Here is a 20,130-nt window from a genome sequence, read left to right as displayed (position 1 = left end):
CCTCCCCAGAGATCATTCGTCGGTGTGACGACCCTATCCGGTAAGGACCGCAATCCGCATCTGCCGTGATCCGGATCAAAGGTGTGTCACCCTGACAGACCGCCCTGGCTCGTGTGCGAGTTCACGTGCGGTTCACAACCGGACCCACGCCCGAAACCCGCCGCCCACCAGGAGATCCGCTCTCACCTTAACGGACGTTCAGTCTCGTCCCGCACGTCGGAGTCGTCCGTCGTCGCGGTCGATACGAAGTTCTCGTTCCAACTCGACGATGAGCGTGCGCAGGTCGTCGAGACGCTGGCTGATCGCGATCCGGTCCAGCTCGTCGGGCACCCCGTCACCGTCCTGGTCGTAGCCGGGCGCGAGCCCCTCGGTCATCTCCAACCGCCGGGCCTCCTCCATCGAGTTGACGAAGACCGCGATCAGGATGTTGAGCAGCAGGTTGACGGTGATCACCACGAAGCTCACGTAGTAGAGCACGGTCCACGGCGAGAACTCCATGCCCTGCTCGATCAGGTCCGGCAGGGTCTCCAGCGAGAGCAGCACGAACAGTGTCAACAACGACCGCCCGATGTCCCCGTATTCCTCCGGGTAGACGTCCTTGAAGATCAACCAACCGGCCATGCCGTAGACGTAGAGCGTCACCATCGCCAGCGCGAGGAACCCGCCGATACCGGGCAGACTGCGCCACAACGCCGCGACGATCATGCGCAGACCGGGCGAGAACCGCACCAGCCGTACCATCCGCAACACCCGGACGACCCGCAGCAGTGCCGAGTCGCCGTGCAGGCCCGGGACGAAGATCGCCGCGATCACCAGGAAGTCGAAGACGTTCCAGCCGTGCCGGAAGAAGTCCTGTGGACGGCGACCGTAGGCCAGCAGCCGGATGGCGATCTCGACCACGAAGACCGTCCGGAAGAACCACTCGACGCCGTGCAGCGCGGTGCCCGCCGTGCCGAGGTTGGGGTACGTCTCCAGGCCGAGCACCACCCCGTTGGCGAGGATCACCGCGACGATGGTGACCTCGAACGACCGCGAGGCGGCGATCTCGGCGCAGGCACGGGCGAGCCGGGACTCGGGCGGCGAGTCCGCCGGTCCACCTCGCTGGACCGGCACACGCGTGACAGTCACCTCGCAACCGACCTCGACGGGAGGTCTGGGACCGGCGAGGCCGGCCACCGTGCGTCACGGCGACATCGACGTACGGCAGTCATGGCCCACAGCGTACGGGACGCCGAGGGGCCGACGATCCCACCTTTGCGGAGCGCGATGTCGCACCGGCGTGCCCCGCCGGTGCGACATCCCCCGTCCACTCCGGACCGATGGCGGTGCCGTCGGACTACGCCACCGGAACCCGGTCCAGGAACCCCAGCACCTGGGTCAGTCGTCCGTCGTCGTCGACGGTCGCCACGTCGAAACCGGCGATCGGCGCCTCGACACCCTCGGGGCCGAGTTCCCAGGCGAAGCGGACCTGCTGGTGGTGGCCGTCGACCGGACCCACCGTGCGGAACGTCATCCCGGGGAAACGGTCCTGCACCGCGGCGATCGTCGCGTCGACGGCGTCGCGCCCCTCCGCGACCACCAGCGGGTCGACGTAACGCCCCTCGGCGGCGAACAGGTCGTCGATCTCCCGGCGTCGCCGCGCCGGGTCGGTCTCGTTCCAGATCGCCAGATACCGCTCGACCAACTCGTCGTACTCGACAGCCATCCCCGTCTCCTCGTCGCCACACACACGGCCCGACTCTCGGTGCCGGGACCGATGTTTCCCGGCCGCCGTGCACGGTGTCGATTACCTCGTGGGTAATGGTTCGTGCACCCGACGGTCACTAGGGTCGGTGTGGTGACCACTGTGACCTCGCCGAGTAGTCCGGTCGGCACCCTGCTGCGTGACTGGCGGCGGGTGCGCGGGATGAGCCAGCTCGACCTGTCGATCGAGGCGGGGGTGTCGACCCGGCACCTGAGCTTCGTGGAGACCGGTCGGTCACGGCCGAGCCGGGAGCTGCTCATGCGGCTTGGCGAACAACTCGACGTGCCGCTGGCCGCCCGCAACGTGATGCTGCTGGCCGGCGGGTACGCGCCCGCCTTCCCCGCGCACGAACTGGCCGACCCGGAACTGGCGCCGGTCCGCGCCGCCGTGCGCCGGATCCTCGACGGGCACCACCCGTACCCGGCCGTGCTCGTCGACCGGCACTGGCAGCTCCTCGAGGCCAATCCCACGGTCGCCCTGTTCACCGCCGACGCCCACCCCGACCTGCTCACCCCGCCGGTCAACGTGCTGCGGCTCAGCCTGCACCCCGACGGAATGGCACCGCGCATCCGCAACCTGGCGCAGTGGCGCGCCCACCTGCTCAAGCGGCTGCGCCACCAGGCCCAGACGACCAGCGACCCAGTGCTGTCCGCGCTGCACGACGAGCTTCGCGGCTATCCCGGCGGCGACGGTTCCGCCGAGGCGGCCGGTGACCTCGCCGCGCGGGTCGCCGTCCCGCTGCGGTTCCAGCACGGCGACGGTGAGCTGTCCTTCTTCAGCACCACCACGCTCTTCGGCACGCCGTTGGACGTGACGGTCTCCGGGCTGGCCGTGGAGGCGTTCTTCCCCGCCGACCCGGCGACCGCCGAGACGCTGCGCGACCTCGCCCCGGTCAGCCCGCCGAGGAGCGGGTGACCGGCAGGTCGAAGTAGGTGTCCGGCCAGGGCTCGTCGCGGTAGCGGAAGTGCCACCACTCCCGGTCGTAGCCGACGAAGCCCCCGGCGGTCATCAGGTCCCGCAACAACTGCCGGTTCGCCCGCGCGGTGACGCCGACCGCTGTCGAGTCGGTGTGCGAGAGCGGGTCGAAGCAATCGAACCCGGTCCCCATGTCCACGCTCGTGTCCGGGAAGCGCCGGCCGTACGGGTCGGTGCAGGCGGCCGAGGGCTGACCCGGCACGTGCCTGGGTTGCTCGGGCGGCGGCTGAGCGACCAGCGTCAGGTCGACCGTGCTGCCCCGGCTGTGCGACGTGGGCGCACCGAGGTAGCCCCGGTCGAACAGCGCGGACTTGGGCACCCGGGGATAGAACTCCGCCTTGGTCTCCTGCCGCCCCAGGTCGGCGCCCCAGGCGACGAAGTCGTCCACGGCGCGCTGCGGGCGGTAGCAGTCGTACACCTTGAGTCGGTGACCGGTGGCCAGGGCGGCGTCCTGCACCCGGCGCAGCGCCTGCGCGGCCGGTGCGGTGAGCAGGCAGAGCGGCTCCTGGTAGCCGTCGACGGGACGGCCGACGAAGTTGTGCGCGGTGGCGTACCGGATGTCGGTGAGGATGCGCCCGTCCACGTCGGAGAGCACCACCAGACCCGGCCGCGCCGGTGCCGACACCGGCGGCGGCGACGGTTCGGGCGGCGGCGTGTCCCGCCCGCACCCGGCCACCCCGGCGGCCAGGACCGCCGCCCCCAGGCCGACCGCCCACCGACCGCGCCGGGTGAGGCGGGCCGACACCGTCCCCGTCACGACCGCTCAGGACGGCTCAGCGGGCCGGGCGGCCACGGTGGGCTGCCCGGCGGCGGTGCCGGGTGACCAGCCCGCCGGCCAGCAGCGTCACGCCGACGGCGAGTACGGCCAGCGAGGTCCACCGCAGTGGAGCGCCGAGGGTACGCGATGTGGGCTCACCGGCGGCCCCACCCGGCAGCGCCTGCGGCGGCACCGAGGCCGACGGTACGGCGGACGTGGCGGTGCCCGGACTCACCAGCACCCCGACCGAGGCGTCCCGGGGCAGTGCGAAACCCCAGTCGAGCAGCGCGGCACCCTGTTCCCAGCCCCGCTTGTCGACGACGTCCGCGCCGAGCAGGGTGACCACCAGCCGACGCCCGTTCCGCTCGGCCGCGCCCACGTAGGTGTGCCGAGCCAGGTCGGTGTAGCCGGTCTTGCCGCCCAGCGCACCCGGGTAGTGGTAGAGCAGTTGGTTGTCGTTGTCGATGGTGAAGCCCTTCGCGCCCTGCCTCGGCTGGGGCGGGACGGTCGCCTCCCGGGTGGTCGCGTACCGGCGGAAGTGCTCGTCGGCGAAGCATGCTCGGGCGATCAACGCCAGGTCGTACGCGCTGGTGAACTGCCCCGGACCGTCCAGGCCGGACGGGGTCGCCGCGTGTGTCTGGTACGCGCCGAGGGCCCGGGCCTGCTCGTTCATCGCGCGGAGCCCACCCGCCACACCGTCCGGCCCGCCACCTGCCCGGGCCAGCGCGTTCGCCACCTCGTTGCCGGAGCGCAGCAGCAGCCCGAGCCAGAGCGTCTCCACCCGGTACCGGCCACCCTCCACCAGCCCCACGGCCGAACTGCCGGGTTCGATGTCGAGGTCACCGGCGGTGACGGTGACCATGTCGTACGGGTCCAGTCGGGGCAGCATGGTGGCGGCGAGCAGCAGCTTCTGCACGCTGGCCGGGGTGGCGTACTCGTGCGGGCCGCAGCCGCCCAGCACCGCGCCGGTGTCCAGATCGGCCACCAGCCACGAGGTGGCGGCCACCTGCGGCGGTCGGGGCACCGCCGAGGGGACGACCAGGCCCTGGGTGGCCAGCCGCGCGCCGCCCACCGCCCGCTGCACCGGGTCCGGTGACGGCGTGACCGGACTCGACGGCCCGGGAGCCGGCGGTGCCGGACGTGGGCACGGAACCGGTGCCGCCACGGCAGCGGTCGCCGGCAGCGGTGTGGTCATGAGCGCCGTCGCCACCGCGACGGCAAGGGCTCGGACTCTCACATTCAGCGACACTATCGGGTGATTACCGACTGGTCCGGCAAATCGACCATCGAGCACGCCACCGGCGCGCCCACCACGACCAGCGGCGGGTCGCCCGTTCAGTCGCGGGAGCGGGCCGAGGCGCGGACCCGGCGGGCGGCAACCACCGCCAGCGCGATCGCGGCGACGCCGACCGCCAGCGCCACGACCGTGCCCGCGCCCGGACCGTCGTCGACGGCGGCCGAGGTGGTGGTGCTCGCCGGTGGCGTCTCGGCCGGCGTGGGCACGGCCGGCGACGGCGGAGCCGGCGTACGGGCGGCCTCCCACTCCCCCGGCTCCACCAGCCGGCCCACGCCCGCCTCCCGGGGCAGCCGGAAGCCCCAGTCGAGCAGGGCGGCACCCTGCTCCCAGCCGCGCTGGGGTCGGGGCTCGGCACCGAGCAGCGTGACCACCAGGCGGCGACCGTCCCGCTCGGCGGCACCGACATAGGTGTGCCGGGCGTAGTCGGTGAAGCCGGTCTTGCCGCCCAGCGCACCCGGGTAGCGGTAGACGAGCTGGTTCTCGTTCTGGATCTGGAAACCCTTGGCGCCCAACCCCCGCTGGGCCGGGATCCGGGTGCGTTCGGTGAGCGCGTACCGGCGGAACGTCGGGTCGGCGAAGCAGGCGCGGGCGATCAACGCCAGGTCGTACGCGCTGGTGAACTGCCCCGGACCGTCCAACCCGGAGGGCGTGACCGCGTGGGTCTGCAATGCGCCGAGGTGGCGGGCGTACTCGTTCATCGCCCGCACCCCGCCCGCCGCGCCGTCCGGACCACCGCCGAGTCGGGCCAGCGCGTTGGCCGCCTCGTTGCCGGACTGCAACAGCAGGCCCAACCAGAGCGTCTCCACCCGGTACCGGCCGCCGGGCAGCAGCCCGACCGCCGAGGAGCCGGGCGCGATGTCCAGGTCCTCCCGGGTCACCCTGATCACCTGCTGCGGATCGAGCCGGGGCAGCATGGTGGCGGCCAGCAGCAGCTTCTGCACGCTCGCCGGGGTGGCGTACTCGTGCGGGCCGCAGCCACCCAGCACCGCACCGGTGTCCAGATCGGCCACCAGCCACGAGGTCGCGGTGACCTTCGGCGGGACCGGTGCGCCCGGCGGCACGACGAGTCCCGAGGTCGCCAGCAGGTCCCCGCCGACCACCTGATGCTCCGGATCCGACGGTGGCGGGGTCGGTCGCGGCGAGCGGGCGACCTTCGGCGCGACCGCCTTCGGGCAGGGCAGCGCGGCCGGTGCGGCGGCCGGGGTCGGCGGGGTCGACGCCGACGCGGCCACGACACGTTCGGTGATCGCAGCCGCACCCGGAGTCGCGGGAAGCGCCACGATCGCGAGCACGACGACGGCGACGGAGAAGGCCCGGACTCTCATGAAGACGCAGACTAACGGCACGATCGGCGGCAGCACGCGCTCGGTCGGACCGCCGACTCGACTCGACCGCGCCGATCTTCCACACGCACCCGTTGAACCGATCCCGCGCGCCCCCCGTATCCACAGCCGAACACACCACAACGTTCGGACCTGCGACGGGAGCGCTCCCGAAGCTCGCCCGACGGTCACCCCGGAACAGGCTCCGGCACGCGGACGGCCGCCGCTGTCGAGCCACCCGGGCTTCCCACGGCGCTTCAGCCGGCGGCCGCCGACGCGGTCGGCCCGCCCGGCGGTCATTCATGAGGAGAGAGCATGGTCAGGCGTACCCAGAACCAGCGGAAGCAGGCCGCCCTGAAAGTCGGCGGGGTCGGCATCCTCGCGGTCGCGCTGCTCGGCGCGGGCTTGACGCTGGCCTCCGCCGACGACGGCGCCGGGGCCGCGCAGACGGCGAACTGCCCGACGGTCCGCGACAAGCTCTCCGGCGTACCGGCCGCCGCCGTCGCCGGAGTGGAACAGGAACTGGCCAACCTCGACAAGCAGATCGAGGAGGCCAACGCCCGCCTCGCCGAGCAGGCCGCCAACCCGCAGGGTGGCGCCAACTTCGTCCAGCTCGCCATCCTCGGCCCGCTGGCCAGCAAGCGCACCGCCGCCCTCGACCGCATCGGCATCAACATCAACCGGGCCGGCGGACAGCGCCCCGACCTGGCGAGCCTCGCGAACTGCGGCCTGAACGCCGCGGGCACCCGCAGCGCGCTCAACGGCGGCGCGGGCAACCGCGACATCACGGCCGGGAACGCGAACAACGGCGGCAACACCGGCAACGCCGGAGCCGGGGCCGCGCAGACGGCGAACTGCCCGACGGTCCGCGACAAGCTCTCCGGCGTACCGGCCGCCGCCGTCGCCGGGGTCGAGCAGGAACTGGCCAACCTCGACAAGCAGATCGAAGAGGCCAACGCCCGCCTCGCCGCACAGGCCGCCAACCCCCAGGGCGGCGCCAACTTCATCCAGAACGCCATCCTCGGCCCGCTGGCCAGCAAGCGCACCGCCGCCCTCGACCGCATCGGCATCAACATCAACCGGGCCGGCGGACAGCGCCCGAACCTCGCCAGCCTCGCCACCTGCGGCCTGAACGCCCCGGGCGCCCCCAGCGCCGTCAACGGCAACGCGGGCAACGGCAACGCCGGGAACACCGGCAACGCAGGTAACGGCAACGCGGGCAACGCCGGGAACAACGGGAACAACGGCAACGCCGGGGCCGGCGTGGCACAGCGGGTGAACTGCCCGAGCGTCGCCGACCGACTGCCGGCCGTACCCGCTCAGGCCGCTGCCGAGGTGCAGCGTGAGCTGGCCAACCTGGACAACCAGATCGCGGACGCCAACGCCCGTCTCGCCCAGCTCGCGGTACGCCCGGAAGGTGGACCGAACTTCGTGCAGAACACCGTGATCGGCCCGCTGAAGGACCGGCGTGTCGCCGCCCTGAACCGGATCGCCACCGCGATCGGCCGGGTCGACGGCAACCGGCCCGCCGAGTTGGTCAACCTGGCCCCCTGCTCGGTGAGCTGACCTCGGCGACACCCCACGGACGGTGGGCGACGGCTCCGGCCATCGCCCACCGTCTATTTTTGCGGCATCATTCACAAACTGGTTGACCCCTCAGTCACCGACCGACTACAAAACGTTACAACGCTGGGCCGGATCCGCCGGCCGCGGTCGGAGGGGTGACCGTGGGTCTGATCTCGTACGACGACGCCGAGGCGGCCGCCTTCGCCGCCACCCGCGAGCTGGCGCCCGCCGGCCTGACCCACTGGCGGCACGCCGTCCGGGAGCACCTGCGACCACGCCCCGGGTCGACGCTGCTGGACCTCGGCGCCGGTACGGGAGCGTGGGCCACCACCTTCACCGGTTGGTACGGCGTACGGGTGCTGGCGGTGGAACCCGCCCCGGCGATGCGCGACCGATGCCCGCACCGGCCGATGCTGGCCGGCGACGCGACCGCACTCCCGCTGGCCACGTCCAGTGTGGATGGCGCCTGGCTGTCGACGATGCTGCACCACGTGCCCGATCTCGACGCGGTGGCCCGACAGTTGCGCCGGGTGCTGCGTCCGGGCGCACCCGTGCTGATCCGCTCCCCGTTCCCGGGGCGCCACCAACTCGTCGCCCTCTTCGAGTGGTTCCCGGAGGCGATCCGGGTGCTCGACCGGTTCCCCAGCCTGTCCCGGGTGTGCTCGGCCTTCGCCGTCGCGGGCTTCCCGGTGAGCAGCGTCGAGCCGGTCGCCCAGACCGTGGCCACCTCGCTGGCCGAGTACGCCGACCGGATCGACCGCCGCGCGCACACTCCCCTGCACCTGATCACCGAGGCGGAGTTCCGGGCGGGCATGGCCCGGCTTCGCCAGGCGGTCAAGGGCAGCGCCCCGGCACCGGTGGTCGACCACCTCGACCTGCTGGTGCTGCGCTGATCCGGCTGCTGGTGTTGCGCTGATCCGACCGGAGCGCGGATCAGGCCAGGCCGAGATGCCGCAGATAGTCGTGCAGCGCGGCGGAGCCGGCCAGCCGGCGCAGGCTGCGTCGGTGCAGGTCCTGCTCCCGCCGGGCGAGTTCCGCGCGGACCCGCTGCGGGCTGCCGGTGCTCCTCAGCTCGTCCAGCACCGCCGTGATGATCTCGAACGGGTAGGCGCCCCGGCGCAGCAACGCCACCACCTGGGCCGCGCGCAGCTCGGCCTCGTCGTAACGCCGGTAGCCGGTGCACGGCTCGCGGGCCGGCCGGAGCAGGCCGCGCGCCTCCCAGGACCGTAGCTGCGAGGTGCGGACCCCGACCAGGTCGGCGACCGCGCCGACCCGGACGGCCCGGCGGGGCACCGGGACCGGTGGGCCGGGGTTGGTCACCACCGTCTCGAAGGCGCCGAGCACCCGCCGGATCTCGGCCCGTTCCCGATCCAGTTCGGCATGCCCGGCGTCCAGCGCGGCCAGCGCCGCCGGCAGGTCACCCGCGTGCACCGCCGCCATGATCTGGCGGGTACGCGCCCAGCCGTGCCCGTCGGCCACCGTCCGCGCCACGGTCAGGGCCCGCTGGTGCGCCGAGGTGAAGATCCGGTAGCCGCTCGACGTGCGCTCCACCGACGGCAGCACCCCGAGATCGACGTAGTTGCGCACCTGCTGCACGGAGATGCCGGCCGCCGCGGCGAGGTCCACCGCGCGCAGCCGCCCGGTCGCCCGCAGTCCCGCCACCGGTTCACCCTAGCGCCTCACGGTCGTTTGAGACTTTGCGGCATCTTTCGTCCCTGGGTGTCGCGCTCAGGGTCGACGAAAGTCTCCACGTGCTGGTCAATGAGACACTTGAACCTGGCCAGGCCATCCCCAGCTCCTCCTTTCCGGGGCGGGAGTCCGTCCACGATCTCGCGAAGGGTTCGCATGCAGCAGCCAGCACGGTCCGCCGCCGACAGTCACGACGTGATCGAGGTACGCGGAGCCCGGGAGAACAACCTCGACTCCGTCTCGGTCGACATCCCGAAGCGTCGACTGACCGTCTTCACCGGCGTCTCCGGATCCGGTAAGTCGTCGCTGGTCTTCGGCACCATCGCCGCCGAGTCGCAACGAATGATCAACGAGACCTACAGCGCGTTCCTCCAGTCGTTCATGCCCAACCTCTCCCGGCCGGACGTGGACTCGCTGCGCAACCTCACCCCGGCGATCGTGGTGGACCAGGAGCGGATGGGCGCCAACTCCCGCTCCACCGTCGGCACCGCCACCGACGCGTACGCGATGCTGCGCATCGTGTTCAGCCGGCTCGGCACCCCGCACGTCGGCGGCGCCGGGGCGTTCAGCTTCAACCTGACCGAGGGCATGTGCCCCGCCTGCGAGGGCCTGGGCCGCGTCTCCGACCTGGACGTCAACGAACTCGTGGACGTGGAGAAGTCCCTCAACGACGGCGCCATCACCGTGCCGAACTTCGCGGTCGACACCTGGTACTGGCAGACCATCGTCGGCTCCGGCCTGTTCGACCCGGACGTCAAGCTCCAGGACTTCACCCCGCAGCAGTGGGAGGACCTGCTGCGCAAACCGGCCACGAAGATCAAGGTGGGCGGCACGAACCTCACGTACGAGGGTCTGATCGTCAAGGTGCGCCGGCTCTACCTGGCCAAGGACCGCGAGTCGATGCAGCCGCACATCCGCGCCTTCGTCGACCGGGCGGTCACCTTCACCACCTGTCCCGACTGCGACGGCACCCGACTCAACGCCGCCGCGCTCTCCTCCCGCATCGCCGGGCGCAACATCGCCGAGTGCGCCGCCATGCAGATCAGCGACCTCGCCGCGTTCGTCCGAGGCATCGAGGACTCCTCGGTCGCCCCGTTGACCGGGAACCTGCGGGAACTGCTGGACTCGCTGGTCGAGATCGGTCTGGGCTATCTCAGCCTCGACCGCGAGTCGGCCACCCTCTCCGGCGGCGAGGCGCAACGGGTCAAGATGGTCCGGCACCTCGGGTCCAGTCTCTCCGACATCACGTACGTCTTCGACGAACCCACCGTCGGCCTGCACCCGCACGACATCGCCCGGATGAACGACCTGCTGCTGCGACTGCGGGACAAGGGCAACACGGTCCTCGTCGTCGAGCACAAGCCGGAGACCATCGCGATCGCCGACCACGTGATCGACCTCGGTCCGGGAGCGGGCACCGCCGGTGGCCGGATCTGCTACACCGGCGACGTCGCCGGACTGCGGCGCTCCGACACCCGCACCGGCCGCCACCTCGACCATCGGGTACGCCTGCGCGAGCAGGTCCGTACCCCCACCGGGCAGCTCGCCATCCGCCACGCCGACCTGCACAACCTGCGCGACGTCAGCGTGGACGTCCCGCTCGGTGTGCTGACCGTCGTGACCGGGGTGGCCGGCTCGGGCAAGAGTTCCCTGGTGCACGGCTCGCTGCACCGCCGGGACGGGGTGGTCGTGGTCGACCAGGCGCCGATCCGGGGTTCACGGCGCAGCAACCCCGCCACGTACACCGGCCTGCTCGACCCGGTACGCACCGCGTTCGCCAAGGCCAACGGGGTGAAGGCGGCACTGTTCAGCGCCAACTCCGAGGGCGCCTGCCCGACCTGCAAGGGCATCGGGCTGGTCTACACCGACCTGGCGATGATGGCCGGCGTCGCCTCGGTCTGCGAACGCTGCGAGGGCCGCCGCTTCACCGACGAGGTGCTGACCTACCGGCTGCGCGGTCGCACCATCAGCGAGGTGCTCGGCATGTCGGTCAGCGAGGCGCAGGACTTCTTCCCCGGCGGTGCCGCCCGGGTGGTCCTGGACCGGCTCGCCGACGTGGGGCTGAGCTACCTCACCCTGGGCCAGCCGCTGAACACCCTCTCCGGCGGTGAACGGCAACGACTCAAGCTGGCCATCCACATGGCCGAGAAGGCCGGCACGTACGTGCTGGACGAGCCGACGACCGGTCTGCACCTGGCCGACGTGGACCAGTTGCTGGCCCTGCTCGACCGGCTCGTCGACGCCGGCAACACGGTGATCGTCATCGAGCACCACCAGGCGGTGATGGCGCACGCGGACTGGCTGATCGACCTGGGGCCGGGTGCCGGTCACGACGGCGGGCGGATCGTCTTCACCGGCACCCCCGCCGACCTGGTCGCGCACGGCGACACCCTCACCGCCCGGCACCTGCGCGAGTACGTCGCCCGCTGACGGCCACGTCCCTGCCCGGCACGGTCGCGCCGGGCAGGGACGTGCCGGGCAGGCGCCTCGTCGTCAGGCGGAGGGGCCTGCGTGGCGCCTCGTCGTCGGGCGGGTGCGTCAGGTCAGGCGACGCAGCCAGCGACGTTGCCAGGGGGTCTCGACCGCGCGGGGCCGGTAGGCGGCCCGGACCCAGTCCACCGCCTGTTCGGCGGGCAACCCGTCGAGGATCGCCAGCGCCGCCAACGCGGTGCCGGTCCGACCCGTACCACCCCGGCAGGCCACCTCCACCCGCTCGCCCGCGTACCCCCGGCGCAGCGCCTCCCGCAGGGCGTCCAGGGCATCGGCCCGGTCCACCGGCACCCAGAAGTCGGGCCAGCGCACCCGCCGGTACGCCCACCCGGGCGTCGGCCCAGGTGCCAGCAGCAGACTGAAGTCGGCCGGGGTCGCCGGATCCGCGATGCGCCGCCCCCGCACCCGTACGCCGCCGGGCAGCGCGACCACCCCGGTCTGCCCGGCCCAGTCCTGCGGCTCGCCGCTCACCAGCGGTGTCCCGACTGGTCCGGGCGTCCCTGGTCCGCCACCGGCCGCTCGTCGGCCCAGGCCCGCTGGTCGGTCCCGGGCCGATCGTTCCCCCAGCCGCCGTGCTGATCCGCCCCGGGCTGGTTCTCGGCCCACCCGCCGTGCTGGCCCGCCACCGGCCGGTCGTCCGCCCAGGCGCGTTGGTCGGCCACCGGAGGCCCGTCGGCCCAGGCCGGCTGGCCGGCCACGGGCCGGTCGCTTCCCCACCCGCCCTGCTGGCCCGCCACCGGCTGGTTCTCGGCCCAACCACCGGCCTGGCCCGCCACCGGAGGCTCGTCGGCCCAGGCGCGCTGCTCCGTCACCGGCCGGTCGTCGGCCCAGGCGCTGCGGTAGATGGTGCCCCGCCCCTCCGGGTCGGGTGTCCCGGTCGGCGCCGACTCGGCCACGGCGGAGGCGGTGTCGTTGGCACGCAGCCCGCCGGCCCGGCGGGAGCGCCGCAACCGGGTGACCACGAACCACACCAGCCCGGCGAGGCAGGCCACGATGACCACCTTCTGCAGGATGCCGGCGTACCCCTCGACCAGGTGCCAGTTGTCGCCGAGCAGGTATCCGGCCATCACGAACGTGGTGTTCCAGATCAGGCTGCCCAGCGTGGTGTAGAGCGTGAAGGTCAGCAGCGGCATCCGTTCCACGCCGGCCGGGATGGAGATCATGCTGCGGAAGATCGGAATCATCCGGCCGAAGAAGACGGCCTTGACGCCGTGCCGGAGGAACCACTCCTCGGTCCGGTCGACGTCGCTGAGCTTGACCAACGGCAGCTTGGCCGCGATCGCCCGGGTCCGTTCCCGGCCCAGCGCCGCACCGATCCAATAGAGCGCCAGGGCACCGACCACCGACCCGAGGGTGGTCCAGAAGATCGCCCCGACCAGGCTCATCCGGCCCTGTGCAGCGACGAAACCGGCGAGCGGCAGGATCACTTCGCTGGGGATGGGCGGGAAGAGGTTCTCCAACGCCACGGCCAGCCCCGCCCCCGGGGCACCGAGCCGCTCCATCAGGTCGGTCACCAGGCCGACCAGGCCGTCCTCGGGTGGTGCGGACTGGCCGACGACGTCGGCGACAGACGGAGCCTGCGGGGCATGAATCATGGCCCACACGCTACGAACTCAAGCTGAGAATCGCACAATCACCCGTCGATCCGGCAAGGAGCGGCCCCTAGGCTACTCGGCATGAGTGGCACACCAGCGCGCAGCCCACTGCGGATCGCCGTCACCCAGCCGTCGTGCGTGGCCTATGACGTCGAGGCGAACGTGTCGGCACACGCTGCGCTGGTCCGGGCCGCGGCCTCCCGGGTGGTGGTCTTCCCCGAGCTCTCGCTGACCGGGTACGAACTGGACGCCCCGGCGCTCGACCCGACCGACCCACGGCTGACACCGCTCGTCGAGGCATGCGCGCAGACGGGGACGCTGGCGCTGGCCGGCGCGCCGGTGGCCGGTGACCACATCGCCACCCTCGCCGTGGACCACACCGGCGCGCGCGTGGCATACCGGAAGATGTCGGTCGGCCCGGTGGAGGCCCGGCGGTTCACGCCCGGCCCGGAACCGGTCGTGCTGACCGTCGACGGCTGGCGGCTGGGCCTGGCGATCTGCAAGGACACCGGCGTGCCGGAGCACGCCGCCCGGACCTGCGCGCTCGGCGTCGACGTCTACGTCGCGTCGATCCTCGACCACGCGGCCGACGTGGCGGTCCCCGACGAACGGGCGCTGCGGATCTCCACCACGCACCGGGTGGTGGTGGCGGTGGCGAGCTTCGCCGGCTCGACCGGCGGTGGCTACACCGAGGCCGCCGGACGGTCGGCGATCTGGGCACCCGACGGCGCGGTGCTGGCCCGCACGGGCACGACGCCGGGCGAGTTCGTCCGGGCCACGCTCACCTGAGGCCGGTCAGTCGTCGTCCTCGTCGTCGAGTGAGTCCTCGACCTGGTCGAGCAGGCGCTCCAGGCGGTCGGCGAAGTCGGCCGGGACCCGGCCGCGATCCACCTCGTCGTCGAGGCGGTCGCGCAGTTTCTCGATCCGCTTCTCGCGGTCCTTGGGCTTGCCGGTGGCGAGTTCGGCCAGGTCCTTGCGCAGCCGGTCGGCGACCTTGCGGTCGATGTCGCCGGTGAACTGCCCCTCGGTCAGCAGGGCGATGAGTTCGCCGGCGGTCTGGCGCAGGTTCACCGGCTCGGGCCGGGCGGTCGACGGCGTGGGGCTGGGGCGTGGGGCGGCCGACGTGGCCGGGGGCGAGGAGGTCGGCGGCGGGGCCGCCGGTGCGGTGCTGGGCGTGGCCGCCGGCACCCCTTCGTCGCCACTACTGAGGACAACCGCCGTGCCGATGCCGGCCATCAGGACCAGCCCGGTCGCGACGAGTGCGCCGACCGGTCGACGGGGACGCCGTGGGCGACCGGCGACGCTCCGGGGCGGACCGTCCGGCGTGGACCGGGCACCGGAGGGGGGTCGAGCCGTCGCCGACCAGGTGCCGGTCCGGTCGACGAGCGTCGCCGGGTGCGCGGCGGCCGCCGTACGGGCCCCGGCGGGCGGGTCCGCCGCGTCGGGGCCTGCGGCGGTGGTGACGATCGGCAGCACGGTGGTGGCCGACGACACCCCTCCGCTCGCGCCGGCGGCGAACCGCGCCGCCAGTTGACCCGCGGTGGGACGGCGGCTCGGATCGGGATCGAGGCAGGCCAGCATCAGGTCGGCCATGTCGGCCGGCAGCCCGGGTACGCGAGGCGGCGGCACCGGACGTCGGTTGGCGTGCACCACCAGGGCGTCCTCCCAGCTGTGCACGGGCAGCGGGGGCTCACCGGTGACGGTGCGGTAGAGCAGCGCGCCGAGGGCGTACACGTCGCTGGCCGGGTCCGGGGCGCCGGCGCCGAACCGTTCGGGCGCGGTGTACGCGGGCGTACCCATCATCGGCTCGCCGGTCGGGCCGGGCCGGGCGTGCAGCGGCCCGGCCGGCGCGGCGATGCCGAAGTCGAGCACCTTGGCGCCGGTCTCGGTGAGCATCACGTTGCCCGGCTTGATGTCGCGATGCACCACGCCGATGCGGTGCGCGGCGGCCAGTGCGGCGGCCACCTGGGCGGCCGTGCGCAGCGCCGAGGGCCAGGGCAGCGGGCCGTCGGCCAGCCGGTCGGCGAGGTTCTGCCCGTCGACGAGTTCCATCACCAGGAACGGCACCACGGTGCCGCCGTCCAGGGCGGCCTCGCCGTAGTCGTAGACCTGGGTGACGTGCGGATGGGCCAGGCGCGCCGCGGCGCGGGCCTCGCGGCGGAGGATGGCCCGCAGGTCCGGGTCGACGGCGAACGAGCCGGCGAGGACCTTCACCGCGACGGGTCGGCCGAGGATCTCGTCGTCGGCCTGCCAGACCTCGGACATCCCGCCGAGGCCGATGCGGTCGCGCAGCACGTAGCGGTCGTGCAACCGCAGGCTGGGGGTGAAGGCTGACATGGGTCTCCAGTCTGCCTGGTACACCGCCCCGCACACCAGCCGAGCGGCCCGATCGGCGACCGGTCCGGGCAGATCCGGACCGGTCGCTCTTATCGGACGCAGTTGGTCGGACTGGGCATCGGGGCCGGCTGGATCCGGTCGGCGAGCCGGCGCAGTGCTCCGGCGGTGCGACGACGGCCGGCGGCGAAGCGCGCGGTGCGGGGCGGATCGGGACGGATCGGCGCGTCCGGTCGGGCGGAGTTGACGTGGCGGGTGACCGCGTCGATGGCGAACACGAAGCCGGTGGGCTGTTCCATTGGTCAGCTCCTCGGGACAGGTCCGGACGTGGTCCGGACGACGAGCGTGGTGGGCAGCAGGATCTGACCCGCTCGGGTGTCCTCAGGCGGGTCGAGGAGCAGTTCGGCGGCGGTGCGCCCCTTCTGCTCGGCGGGCTGGCGCACCGTGGTCAGACCGGCGGTGGCGGCCTCGGCGATGTCGTCGAAGCCGGTGACGGAGACCTGTGGCCCCCATTCGCCCTGCTCGCGCAGGGCGTCGAGCGCGCCGAGGGCGAGCACGTCGGAGGCGGCCAGCACCGCCGTCGGCGGCTCGGGCATCCGGGCCAGTGCGCGGGTGGCGGCGGCCCCGGCATCCCGGGTGTTGTCTGCGGCGGTGAGCACCGTCAGCCCGCTCCAGGCCACGCCGGCCGTCGCGAAGGCGTCGGCGAAGCCGGCGAGCCGCTCGCGGGTGGTGGGATGTGGCACGTCGGTCACGTCGGCCACGCGCAGCAGCCCGGTCTCGGCGCGCGGCAGGACGTCGTGGCCGAGCAACGCGACCCGGCGGTGGCCGAGGTCGACCAGGTGCGCGGCCACCGAGTGAGCGGCGGCCCGCTCGTCGATGCCGACCCACCGGTCGTCCGCGCGGGGCCGCGACGAGGTGGTGACGAAGGGCAGCCCACGGCGCCGGATGGTGTCGAGGATGCCCTCCTCGCCACCGGTGCAGTAGACGCAGAACCCGTCGGCGGCGGCGTTCTCCACCGCCCGCCGGGCACCGGCCGCGTCCGGCGGCAGCGGCACCAGCAGCAGGCTGCTGTCGTGGCGTTCGGCCGCCTCGGCGACGCCGGTGACGAACCGGACCGCGAAGGGGTCGGTGAACGCGTACGACAGCCGCGAGGTGAACAGCACACCGATGGCGCCGACGAAGCCCCGGCGCAACGATCGGGCGGTCGGGTCGGGCCCCGGGTAGCCCATCTGCCGGGCGGCCTCCAGGATGCGTTCGCGCAGCTCGCTGGAGAGTTGGTCGGGGCGGCTGTAGGCGTTGGAGACGGTGCTGCGCGAGACGCCGACCGCCTCGGCGACGGCCCGCAGGGTCGGTTTCATGCGACTCCGCCCTTCTGGATCGATTCAGTAACTGGATCGATCCAGAGATTAGCCAGCAGTTCGCCGGGTGTCAATGCCGTACTGTCGTCAGCGGTTCTGGTGGATCACCTGGGGTCGAGGTCGGCGATCATCCGTTCGAGGATCTCCGCCGTACGCTCCGGCGGCTCGGCCTCGACACAGAGCCGCTCCATCGCCACCGCGTAGAAGTCGAGGTCCTCGCGCTTGTCCAGATAGATCGCGCTGGTCAACTGCTCGATGTAGACGATGTCCGGCAGGTCCTGGTCGCCGAAGCGCAGGATGGTGAAGGCGCCGCCGGCGGCGGCGTGCCCACCGGCGGCGAACGGGATGACCTGCACCCGGACGTTCGGCGTCTGGGTGGCCTTGAGCAGGGCCTCCAACTGGCCCCGCATCACCTGCGGGCCACCGATCGGGCGGCGCAGCGCCGCCTCGTCGACCACCGCCCAGAGCCGGGGCGGCTTGGCCCGGTGCAGCACCTCCTGCCGACGCATCCGCAGGTCCACCCGGCGGTCGATCTCCGCGGGCGAGGCCTGGCCGTGCCCGAGCAGCACCACGGCGCGGGCGTACTCGCGCGTCTGCAACAGGCCCGGCACGAACTGCACCTCGTAGCTGCGGATCAGCGCCGCCGCGGCCTCCAGGCCGAGGTACGACTGGAACCACGACGGGAGTACGTCGCCGTACCGGTGCCACCAGCCCGGGTTGTTCGCGTCCCGGGCCAGCTTGAGCAGCGCACCGCGCTCCTGTTCGGCGGTGACGCCGTAGAGCGTGAGCAGGTCGGCGACATCGCGTTCCTTGAACCCGACCCGACCCAGTTCCATCCGGCTGATCTTCGACTCGGAGGAGCGGATCTCCCAGCCGGCGTTCTCCCGGGTGACCCCGCGCGACTCACGCAACCGTCGCAGTTGGGCACCCAGCAGCATCCGCAGCACGGTGGGGCCCGCCGCCGGACCCTCCTCCGCGGAAACCATGGTCACCTGCCGTCCTCCGCACGCCGTCGTCGATCGAACCGACGGACCGGTCCGACCGACGTGTAAGCATGCCATGAACCATCAGTGAGGTGAACCTCCGTCCCGCGCGCGGCGAATCCCAGCGATGGGACAGGCGGTCAGTCGATCAGATGGTCGAAGTCCCCGTCCCGAGCGCCGAGCACGAACGCGGCGATCTCGTCCACGGTGTAGATCAACGCCGGCCCCTCCGGGTGGCGGGAGTTGCGCATGGCGATCCCCGCCCCTTCGGGCAGTTCCGCCAGTTCGACGCAGTTCCCACTGGGATTGCTGCGCCGACTCTTCTGCCAGACGAGGGGAGGCAACTGGGCGACGGGAACGCCGTTCGGCGGCTGCTGCATGGTGGCGTCGGTTCTCTCCGGTAGGCGCCGGTGCCGTGGGAGGAGCGGTAGCGGCAAAAGGGATGGAGTCCACTCATCTGCACGTGCATCTGCTATTGCATCTGCAATGGACAGCGAGCATGATAGCGCAAGTGAGCGGTGCCCATCCGCTCACTTTCTGTCACGCGATCCCGGCCGCCACCAGGGGAAACGAGGTGTCTGGCACACACCCGTCGGCCGGGCGCGGGACGCGCTCGCGGCGAAGGGAGAGGTGGGTGCCGGATCCGCTCACTGTCGCGTCCGGTCTGTGTGCCGTCGGTGCCCTGCTCTCCTCCTGGCAGCTCGGGCGTCGGGCCGTACGCGCCGAGACGGAGATCGGCCGCCTCCAGGCCGAGCTGACCGCCGAGCGGCACGCCGCCAGCCACGACCCGCTGACCGGCCTGCCGAACCGGCGTGCCTTCTATCGTCTCGCCGCGACCCTGCTCACCGACTGCGCAGGCCGCCCACTGGTCGCCGTGGTGCTCGACCTGGACGACTTCAAGCAGATCAACGACCGGTACGGGCACGCCGCCGGTGACCAGGTGCTCATCAGCGTCGCCGAGCGGCTGGCCACCTTCGCCGGGGACAACCTGGTCGCCCGACTCGGCGGAGACGAGTTCGCCGGGCTGCTGGCCAGCCCCACGGTGGACCGCCGGTGGATCGACCACGCCACCCGGCGACTCTGCGACATGCTCGCCGCGCCGATCCCGCTGGACACCGTCACCCTCCGGGTGACCGCCTCGGTCGGCCTGGCACCGGTGACCGGCACCCAACTCGCCGAGGCCCTCGGCCGGGCCGACGCCGCGATGTACGAGGCCAAGGGCATCGGCGCCGGCCGGGCCCGCCGGGAACTGCACGACAGTCCCCACCTCGCCGAGTGCTGACCCGACCCTCCCGTGCGTGGCCGGCCCGAAGTGGGGTACTCGCTCCGGATCAGGCGGAACGACGACCGGAGGGACGATCGTGGCGAGCATCCGGGCCCTGGTCCTCAACTGCACCCTCAAGCGCTCACCGGCGCCCTCCAGCTCGGAGGTGCTCGGACGCGAGGTCCTCGACGCCCTCGCCGAGCAGAGCGTCGAGGGTGACCTGGTCCGCGTCGTCGACCACGACGTCCGGTTCGGCGTCTCCACCGACGAGGGCGACGGCGACGGCTGGCCGGACATCCGGGCGAAGCTGCTCGCCGCGCGGATCCTGGTGATCGCCACGCCGATCTGGCTGGGTCAGCCGTCCAGCGTCTGCAAGATGGTGCTGGAACGGCTGGACGCCGAACTCTCCGAGACCGACGAGCAGGGCAGGCTGCTCACCTACGGCAAGGTCGGCGCGGTCGCGGTGGTCGGCAACGAGGACGGCGCGCACCACACCATCGGCCAGGTCCAGCAGGCCCTCAACGAGGTGGGTTTCACCTGCCCGGCAGCCGCCGCGACCTACTGGGTCGGTGAGGCCCTGCACAAGACCGACTACCGTGACGCCGGCCCCAAACCCGACACCACCGGCCGGACGACCTCGGCGCTCGCGCTCAACAGCGCCCACCTCGCCCGGCTGCTCGCCGAACAGCCGTACCCGCCGCCGGACACCCGGCACGCGGCCACCGGCCCCCGCCCCGAATCGGGCTGAGCGCCGGC

The 20,130-nt window shown here is 72.6% G+C and carries 19 protein-coding genes and 1 pseudogene; 7 read left to right on the top strand and 13 right to left on the bottom strand.

Annotated features, from left to right (window positions below):
* Nucleotides 1-198: 198 nt before the first annotated feature.
* Both ABT008_RS06315 and ABT008_RS06310 read right to left on the bottom strand, forming a co-directional pair.
* Complete coding sequence (locus ABT008_RS06315) at nucleotides 199-1,128, bottom strand: ion transporter (protein ID WP_350694156.1); 930 nt, start codon at nucleotides 1,126-1,128, stop codon at nucleotides 199-201.
* A gap of 208 nt (nucleotides 1,129-1,336) precedes the next feature.
* A complete protein-coding gene (locus ABT008_RS06310) occupies nucleotides 1,337-1,705 on the bottom strand; it encodes a nuclear transport factor 2 family protein (protein ID WP_350694154.1) in 369 nt (122 codons plus the stop codon).
* 132 nt (nucleotides 1,706-1,837) lie between these two features.
* Here ABT008_RS06310 and ABT008_RS06305 point away from each other — a divergent pair, with 132 nt between their 5' ends.
* Nucleotides 1,838-2,659 (top strand): helix-turn-helix domain-containing protein, encoded by an 822-nt coding sequence (locus tag ABT008_RS06305; RefSeq protein WP_350694152.1) that lies wholly within the window; start codon nucleotides 1,838-1,840, stop codon nucleotides 2,657-2,659.
* Here the strand turns inward: ABT008_RS06305 and ABT008_RS06300 are convergent.
* The 3 genes from ABT008_RS06300 to ABT008_RS06290 form a co-directional block, all read right to left on the bottom strand.
* Entirely contained in the window at nucleotides 2,637-3,476 is an 840-nt protein-coding gene (locus ABT008_RS06300) for a M15 family metallopeptidase (protein ID WP_350694150.1), read from the bottom strand. The genes ABT008_RS06305 and ABT008_RS06300 overlap by 23 nt on opposite strands.
* 16 nt (nucleotides 3,477-3,492) lie before the next feature.
* Complete coding sequence (locus tag ABT008_RS06295; RefSeq protein ID WP_350694149.1) at nucleotides 3,493-4,713, bottom strand: D-alanyl-D-alanine carboxypeptidase family protein; 1,221 nt, start codon at nucleotides 4,711-4,713, stop codon at nucleotides 3,493-3,495.
* Nucleotides 4,714-4,811: 98 nt separating this feature from the next.
* The gene (locus ABT008_RS06290) at nucleotides 4,812-6,098 is read right to left on the bottom strand and encodes a D-alanyl-D-alanine carboxypeptidase family protein (RefSeq protein ID WP_350694147.1); all 1,287 of its coding nucleotides are present in this window, start codon (nucleotides 6,096-6,098) and stop codon (nucleotides 4,812-4,814) included.
* Nucleotides 6,099-6,410: 312 nt separating this feature from the next.
* Here ABT008_RS06290 and ABT008_RS06285 point away from each other — a divergent pair, with 312 nt between their 5' ends.
* Nucleotides 6,411-7,661, top strand: coding sequence for a hypothetical protein (locus ABT008_RS06285; protein WP_350694145.1), 1,251 nt, complete (start codon nucleotides 6,411-6,413; stop codon nucleotides 7,659-7,661).
* Between the two features lie 161 nt (nucleotides 7,662-7,822).
* Nucleotides 7,823-8,554, top strand: coding sequence for a class I SAM-dependent methyltransferase (locus ABT008_RS06280; RefSeq protein WP_350694144.1), 732 nt, complete (start codon nucleotides 7,823-7,825; stop codon nucleotides 8,552-8,554).
* A gap of 40 nt (nucleotides 8,555-8,594) precedes the next feature.
* Here ABT008_RS06280 and ABT008_RS06275 read toward each other — a convergent pair whose 3' ends face one another.
* Nucleotides 8,595-9,323 carry a MerR family DNA-binding transcriptional regulator gene (locus tag ABT008_RS06275; RefSeq protein ID WP_350694143.1) on the bottom strand — a complete coding sequence of 243 codons (729 nt, stop codon included), beginning with the start codon at nucleotides 9,321-9,323 and terminating at the stop codon, nucleotides 8,595-8,597.
* 183 nt (nucleotides 9,324-9,506) lie between these two features.
* Between ABT008_RS06275 and ABT008_RS06270 the strand changes: the two genes are divergently transcribed.
* The gene (locus tag ABT008_RS06270) at nucleotides 9,507-11,780 is read left to right on the top strand and encodes an ATP-binding cassette domain-containing protein (protein ID WP_350694142.1); all 2,274 of its coding nucleotides are present in this window, start codon (nucleotides 9,507-9,509) and stop codon (nucleotides 11,778-11,780) included.
* Between the two features lie 108 nt (nucleotides 11,781-11,888).
* On the opposite strand, the gene ABT008_RS06265 is transcribed toward ABT008_RS06270, so the two are convergent.
* The gene (locus ABT008_RS06265) at nucleotides 11,889-12,311 is read right to left on the bottom strand and encodes a protein-tyrosine phosphatase family protein (RefSeq protein WP_350694140.1); all 423 of its coding nucleotides are present in this window, start codon (nucleotides 12,309-12,311) and stop codon (nucleotides 11,889-11,891) included.
* A 338-nt stretch (nucleotides 12,312-12,649) separates the two neighbouring features.
* A pseudogene (locus tag ABT008_RS06260) lies at nucleotides 12,650-13,435 on the bottom strand (DedA family protein); the annotation flags it as partial.
* A gap of 81 nt (nucleotides 13,436-13,516) precedes the next feature.
* On the opposite strand from ABT008_RS06260, the gene ABT008_RS06255 reads away from it, so the two are divergent.
* A complete protein-coding gene (locus ABT008_RS06255; RefSeq protein ID WP_350694139.1) occupies nucleotides 13,517-14,224 on the top strand; it encodes a carbon-nitrogen hydrolase family protein in 708 nt (235 codons plus the stop codon).
* A gap of 6 nt (nucleotides 14,225-14,230) precedes the next feature.
* Here ABT008_RS06255 and ABT008_RS06250 read toward each other — a convergent pair whose 3' ends face one another.
* The 5 genes from ABT008_RS06250 to ABT008_RS06230 all read right to left on the bottom strand — a co-directional run bounded on the left by ABT008_RS06250 (nucleotide 14,231) and on the right by ABT008_RS06230 (nucleotide 18,490).
* Nucleotides 14,231-15,772 carry a serine/threonine-protein kinase gene (locus ABT008_RS06250; RefSeq protein ID WP_350694137.1) on the bottom strand — a complete coding sequence of 514 codons (1,542 nt, stop codon included), beginning with the start codon at nucleotides 15,770-15,772 and terminating at the stop codon, nucleotides 14,231-14,233.
* A gap of 89 nt (nucleotides 15,773-15,861) precedes the next feature.
* Complete coding sequence (locus ABT008_RS06245; RefSeq protein ID WP_350694135.1) at nucleotides 15,862-16,068, bottom strand: hypothetical protein; 207 nt, start codon at nucleotides 16,066-16,068, stop codon at nucleotides 15,862-15,864.
* A 3-nt stretch (nucleotides 16,069-16,071) separates the two neighbouring features.
* Nucleotides 16,072-17,127, bottom strand: coding sequence for a LacI family DNA-binding transcriptional regulator (locus ABT008_RS06240; RefSeq protein WP_350694133.1), 1,056 nt, complete (start codon nucleotides 17,125-17,127; stop codon nucleotides 16,072-16,074).
* 104 nt (nucleotides 17,128-17,231) lie between these two features.
* Entirely contained in the window at nucleotides 17,232-18,113 is an 882-nt protein-coding gene (locus ABT008_RS06235) for a Sco1979 family transcriptional regulator (protein WP_502890369.1), read from the bottom strand.
* 137 nt (nucleotides 18,114-18,250) lie between these two features.
* Nucleotides 18,251-18,490 carry a DUF397 domain-containing protein gene (locus ABT008_RS06230; RefSeq protein WP_350694131.1) on the bottom strand — a complete coding sequence of 80 codons (240 nt, stop codon included), beginning with the start codon at nucleotides 18,488-18,490 and terminating at the stop codon, nucleotides 18,251-18,253.
* Between the two features lie 254 nt (nucleotides 18,491-18,744).
* Here ABT008_RS06230 and ABT008_RS06225 point away from each other — a divergent pair, with 254 nt between their 5' ends.
* Both ABT008_RS06225 and ABT008_RS06220 read left to right on the top strand, forming a co-directional pair.
* On the top strand, nucleotides 18,745-19,392 hold the full coding sequence (locus ABT008_RS06225; protein WP_350694130.1) for a GGDEF domain-containing protein: 648 nt from the start codon (nucleotides 18,745-18,747) through the stop codon (nucleotides 19,390-19,392).
* Between the two features lie 79 nt (nucleotides 19,393-19,471).
* Complete coding sequence (locus ABT008_RS06220) at nucleotides 19,472-20,122, top strand: flavodoxin family protein (protein WP_350694128.1); 651 nt, start codon at nucleotides 19,472-19,474, stop codon at nucleotides 20,120-20,122.
* Nucleotides 20,123-20,130 lie beyond the last annotated feature (8 nt).

Origin of the sequence: Micromonospora sp. NPDC002389, assembly GCF_040296095.1 — a bacterium.
Taxonomy (GTDB): domain Bacteria; phylum Actinomycetota; class Actinomycetes; order Mycobacteriales; family Micromonosporaceae; genus Micromonospora.
Note: the sequence above shows the minus strand (reverse complement) of the source record. Positions and strands in the feature narration are given on the sequence as shown.

Excerpts from the sequence above, each read along its gene's own strand:
- ABT008_RS06310 (WP_350694154.1), bottom strand. The coding sequence starts at position 1,705 with ATGGCTGTCGAGTACGACGAGTTGGTCGAGCGGTATCTGGCGATCTGG.
- ABT008_RS06290 (WP_350694147.1), bottom strand. The coding sequence starts at position 6,098 with ATGAGAGTCCGGGCCTTCTCCGTCGCCGTCGTCGTGCTCGCGATCGTG.
- ABT008_RS06285 (WP_350694145.1), top strand. The coding sequence starts at position 6,411 with ATGGTCAGGCGTACCCAGAACCAGCGGAAGCAGGCCGCCCTGAAAGTC.
- ABT008_RS06270 (WP_350694142.1), top strand. The coding sequence starts at position 9,507 with ATGCAGCAGCCAGCACGGTCCGCCGCCGACAGTCACGACGTGATCGAG.
- ABT008_RS06255 (WP_350694139.1), top strand. The coding sequence starts at position 13,517 with ATGAGTGGCACACCAGCGCGCAGCCCACTGCGGATCGCCGTCACCCAG.
- ABT008_RS06250 (WP_350694137.1), bottom strand. The coding sequence starts at position 15,772 with ATGTCAGCCTTCACCCCCAGCCTGCGGTTGCACGACCGCTACGTGCTG.
- ABT008_RS06245 (WP_350694135.1), bottom strand. The coding sequence starts at position 16,068 with ATGGAACAGCCCACCGGCTTCGTGTTCGCCATCGACGCGGTCACCCGC.
- ABT008_RS06240 (WP_350694133.1), bottom strand. The coding sequence starts at position 17,127 with ATGAAACCGACCCTGCGGGCCGTCGCCGAGGCGGTCGGCGTCTCGCGC.
- ABT008_RS06235 (WP_502890369.1), bottom strand. The coding sequence starts at position 18,113 with ATGGTTTCCGCGGAGGAGGGTCCGGCGGCGGGCCCCACCGTGCTGCGG.
- ABT008_RS06230 (WP_350694131.1), bottom strand. The coding sequence starts at position 18,490 with ATGCAGCAGCCGCCGAACGGCGTTCCCGTCGCCCAGTTGCCTCCCCTC.